Origin of the sequence: Caballeronia mineralivorans PML1(12) (assembly GCF_001028175.1) — a bacterium.
Classification (GTDB): domain Bacteria; phylum Pseudomonadota; class Gammaproteobacteria; order Burkholderiales; family Burkholderiaceae; genus Caballeronia; species Caballeronia mineralivorans.
On record NZ_AEJF01000218.1, the window covers coordinates 1 to 5,094 of the forward strand.

The 5,094-nt window shown below is 63.9% G+C and carries 3 protein-coding genes; all 3 read left to right on the forward strand.

What is annotated here, in order from left to right:
• A partial coding sequence (locus EOS_RS35900) for an AAA family ATPase (RefSeq protein ID WP_047896975.1) occupies positions 1-1,122 on the forward strand: 1,122 nt, incomplete at its 5' end.
• Complete coding sequence (locus EOS_RS35905) at positions 1,119-3,521, forward strand: type VI secretion system Vgr family protein (RefSeq protein WP_053064156.1); 2,403 nt, start codon at positions 1,119-1,121, stop codon at positions 3,519-3,521. The genes EOS_RS35900 and EOS_RS35905, both read left to right, overlap by 4 nt.
• 4 nt (positions 3,522-3,525) lie before the next feature.
• On the forward strand, positions 3,526-5,094 hold a 1,569-nt coding region (locus EOS_RS35910; protein WP_047896976.1), incomplete at its 3' end, for a DUF2169 family type VI secretion system accessory protein.

Genomic DNA, 5,094 nt, shown 5'->3' on the forward strand with positions numbered 1-5,094 from the left:
GAACTGGCGCAATGTCAGGGCGACGAGCCGCTGCTGTTCACCGAGGTTGGCCGTGACGTGGTGGCACGCGTCGTCTCCGACTGGACCGGCGTGCCGCTCGGCAAGCTGCAGCGCGACCGCGCCGCGGGGGTGCTGACGCTTGCCGAGACGCTGAAGGCACGGATTCGCGGTCAGGCGCCGGCGCTGGATGCGATCGCCGAGATGCTGAAATCTTCCGCGTCCGGTTTGAAGGACCCGGCACAGCCGCTTGGCGTGTTTCTCCTCGCCGGACCCAGCGGTGTTGGCAAGACCGAGACCGCGATCGCCGTGGCGGAACAGCTGTTCGGCGGCGAGCACGCGCTCATCACGATCAACATGAGCGAGTTTCAGGAACGGCACACGGTAAGCCGGCTGGTTGGGTCGCCGCCCGGCTATGTCGGTTTCGGCGAGGGCGGCGTGCTGACTGAAGCCGTCCGGCAGCGGCCCTATTCGGTGGTCCTGCTGGACGAAGTCGAGAAGGCGCATCTGGATGTCGTCAACCTGTTCTACCAGGTGTTCGACAAGGGCATGCTTGCCGACGGCGAGGGTCGCCTCATCGACTTCAGCAACACAGTGGTGTTCCTGACCAGCAACCTGGCGAGCGAACAGATTACCGCGGCGCAGGTGCAGCCGGACGGCGGCTCTCTGGCCGCCGACGCGCTGGTCGAGCTGATCCGGCCCGTGCTGTCGCGGCACTTCAAACCGGCGCTTCTCGCGCGTATGACCATCGTGCCGTACAACACGCTGCCCCGCGACGCGCTGGCTGGCATCGTGCGTCTGAAGCTCGGCAAGATCGCCGATCGCCTGCTGGCGTCGAATCGTGTGTCGCTGCAGATCGACGACACTGTCGTCGCCGAAATCGTCGAGCGCTGCACGGCCGTCGAAGCCGGCGCGCGCAATATCGACTTCATCGCCAGACGGCACCTGCTGCCGAAAATCTCGGACATCCTGCTGGCGGCGATGTCGGAAGGGCTCTCCATTTCCGTGGTGCGCGTCACATCGGATGGCAATGGCGAGTGGACGGTGAGCGCGGATGAGGCATTGCCCGGGATGGCGCTACCCGGCGCGTCCCCTCCGGGTGAACCGGAGCGGAGCACCGCATGATCGAAAGGAATTCGCTCGCGCCGTTTTTCACATTCCGCTCAGACGTTTTCGCGGACGATACCTTCATCGTGTTGCGCTGGTCTTGCGAAGAGGCCGTATCGCAGCCATACCGCCTGGAGGTGACGCTTGCGGCTCGCGACGCTTCGTGTGATCTGAACACGTTGCTCGACAGCCGCGCCAACTTTGTCGTGCGAATGGCGGATGGCAAGCAGCGATCGTTCCGCGGGATCGTACGGCAGGCGACTCAGTTCGATAGCGACAGTGAGTACACGTACTACCGCGTCGAACTTGCGCCGCGTTTTGCCGCGCTGGCTGATTACCGGTATTCGGAAATCTACCTGAACGACACGCTGCCAGACATTATCCGCGCGGTAATGAGTGCCGGCGGCCTCGGTACGGAAGCGTCCCCGGGCGCGGGCTCGTATGACTTCCGCATTGCGATATCAGGTGCCGACAGCGAGGTCACACGGGCGAATTTCGTGTGCCAGTTCGAGGAAAACTGCCTGGACTTCCTTGCGCGCAGGCTGGAGCGCGAAGGTGTCTATTACTACTTCGAGCAGCTCGAGGATCGCGAAGCCATCGTCTTTTGCGGTGGCCGGTCACAGCAACCGGACCATGGCGTATCGCTCGCCTATCGCGCGCCTTCCACGCGGACGGTTGCGGACGCGGTCGAGCCGGTCGAGCGGTTTGCGTGCGAAGTCGTGCCCGTGCCCAAGGCCGTGGTGCTGCGGGACTTTGCAGGTTCGCATGCCGCGCTCAACCTGGTGGTCGAAGAGCCGGTCGAGGGTGGACGCCACGGCGAACTGACGATCTACGGAATGCACTTCGGCACCGAAAAGGAAGGCCGCCGCCTGGCAGGCGTGCGCGCGCAGGCGCTCGCCTGCCAGGCCACGCGATTTTCCGGCTCGAGCCGGGCGCCAGGTCTTGCAGCCGGCTATCCCGCGACGCTTGCGGATCACCCGCGAAGTGATTTCAATGCCGCGTACTACGTGGTGCAGGTTCGTCACGAGGGTTGGCAACCGCTGCCAGGCCGCCCGTCGTCCGGTATGCGCGACGGCCTTGAGGCAAATACTGCCGACGACTATCGAAACGAGTTTGTGGCCCTGCCGGATGCCACGCAGTTCCGCACGGATACAGGAATCGCGACGCCGGAAATAGCCCGCCTGCTTACCGCGACGATCGATTCGGAAGGCGACGGCCCCTATGCGCAACTGAACGAGCATGGCTGCTACAAGGTCAGGTTCCCTTTTGCCCGTTCCGCCCGAACCGCGATGCGAGCCTCTGCGTGGCTGCGGCTCGCGACGCCCTACGCGGGCGCGCAGCACGGCATGCATTTTCCTCTTCTGAAAGGGACGGAAGTCTTGATCGCTTTTCTGAACGGCGATCCCGACCGCCCGTTGATTGTCGGCTCGGTGCCGAACTCGGAAAACCCCAGTGTCGTTGTCGATGCGAATGCGCCGCAGAACGCAATCCGCACCGCAGGCGGCAACAGCATCGTCATGGACGACACGGGCAGCGCCCAGTGCGTGAAGCTCGCGTCGCCTGTCGCGAACTCGCACATCACGCTCGGCGCGGCGGCGCAGCCGGGACTCGCGCTTGTGTCCGATTCGCATATTCAGGTCAACTCCAGCAGCTATACGCAGTCGGTGCCGGGAATTTACGTCGAGACGATCAAGGCATTGGCTGGAGCGATACCCGGTGTCGTCTCCAGCTCGTTCAATACAACCGGATTGCAGGCGAGCACAGCGTCGGGAATGGTCACGAAGAATTACCTGGGGTTATCGACGAATATCTTCAACGGGATGAACACCAACATGTATCACGGAGCGTTCAACATCGTCATGGCCGGGCTCCAGACGATCACGATGCTCGCTGCGAAAGTCGAGATGGGGAAATCGACAACGCTGGACATTAAAAAAGGGAAAGTGAGGAAGGTCTGGAAGGATGCGGACAGCACGGTTGAGACCATCACCACGACTTTTATGGACCGGTCAGCAACGGGCGCCTCTGACACGAGCCACCTTGCCCAGGCGACTTATAACGTCGGTGAATACACACTGTGCGCGGGAATGCCGGTGGGGGAGGGGCGCAACATGCTGAAGATGGGGCGCCCAACCGCCAGCAATCAACTTGCGACTGTAGAGCTGGAGGCCGGCGTATCCGCCATCAGGATGTCGGGCTTTCAGCCGGCCGCTGCATTCGTCGAGGTCGCGACACAGCACATCAAGTTGAACGGCCAGGGCAGCGTAGCGATCGGTGTTGGCAGTACTGCGGAAATGTCCTTGACGGCTGCGGAGCTGGAGGTGGACGCAGCAGTTTCCGTCAAGGTACAAACCGTCAATCTCCTCCTCGATGCCGTCACAACCACGCTGAACGGCGAAATCATAAAAATCGGCTGACGGCATGAAAATCACAAAGCCAGACGACGTGCTGATCCTGCTTAACCAGGTTGCTGTGAGTGGCCAGCTCCACACGTGTGTGACGATCGGTTATGTCGCCGAGGCTGGCGGGACCCTGTTGACCGAACAGCAGGCATGGGGGGCATTGCTCGCCCAGTTCGGCGATACGCCGTTCGACGCCGGCTTGAAGAAGGCGCGCGGAACCTTCGCCGTCGCGGGCAGCGCGTTTGCACCGCGCGGTACGCGCGTGCCCGCACTCGAAGTGCGCGTGCGCATGGGAGCACTGGAAAAATCGCTCCACCTATACGGTGACCGCAGGTGGGAGTTCGGTCCGCTCGGCTGGCGGCAAAGTGAGCCAGCGCCGTTCGCTACGTTGCCCGTCGATCCGATGCACGCATTTGGCGGCGACGGTTGGCTGGAGAACCCCGCTGGCCGCGGCTATTGTTCGGACCCGAGCGCGGCCGATGGGATGCTGCTGCCCAACATCGAGTGGCCACATGCACCGGTGCTGTCGCCAGGCGACCGGCCGCCGGCGGCAACCTTCTGGCCACTGCCGCCGGGTTCGCCCCAACGTCTGCGGCTGATCGGCACGGTGGATGCGCGCTGGCAAAGAAACCGTTTTCCTCACCTGCCCGATGACACCGATCCGCGTTACTTCGATGCCGTCGCCGAGGACCAGTGCGCGTCCGGATACTGGCGCGGTGACGAGACCTATGAGGTTGCCGGCATGCATGCCGAGTTGCCGGTCGTGCGTGGCCGGCTGCCGGGATTGCAGCCGCGCCTGTTGTGGCGCACGGACGCCGACACCAACACCAACCAGGTATGGGAAGCGCCGCTCGAACTGGACACGGTGTGGCTGTACCCAAACGACATGCGGGTGCTGGTTCTGTATCGTGTGCTCATACCTGCGGCCGGCCTTGATGGCAGCGGTCCGCAGGCGCTTTATGTGCACACCGGGCGGATGACCGGGTCCGCCGTGTCGCGCGACGAGCTTGCCGCACGGTGGCGTGCGGCGCTCGATACGCCCGTAACTATGCCGGTAACGGAACGTGTCGATGCGCCGGTTGCCGGGCCGGCGGGACCCGATGCGCAACAGGCGCTGACCGAAGGGACGGCTGCAGCGCAGGCGGCGTACGACAAGGTCTGGGCGCAGATCGTCGCCGCGTACGACACCGTTGCAAAGGAGGTTGGCACAGCGGCGCAGGCGGCCGGTTTCGAGATCGGAATTCCGGCTCCTTCCCGGCTGCCGCCCAGGTCAGATGCCTCCGCACAACCGGTATCGGCGACGGGGATCAGCGCAGCGATCGCGAAGGCGTTCAAGGAAGGGGAGCAGGAGGTTCGCGACGCGCTGCGGCAGTCCGGCATGGATGCGGATTCGATTCTCGCGCGTCCGGCTCAGCCCGCGCCTGAGTTGCACACTCTGTTTGGGCCGCCGTTATTGGACGACTTCGGGCAGCGTTTGCACAGCGAAGTGGCGGATGCCGAACGCAGCGCCAAAGCGATTGAAACCTCGGTCGCGGCGGCACTCGCGGGACCAGCCGGTACTGCGGCCACCGCCACGCCCGCAGCCACG

Excerpts from the sequence above, each read along its gene's own strand:
- EOS_RS35905 (WP_053064156.1), top strand. The coding sequence starts at position 1,119 with ATGATCGAAAGGAATTCGCTCGCGCCGTTTTTCACATTCCGCTCAGAC.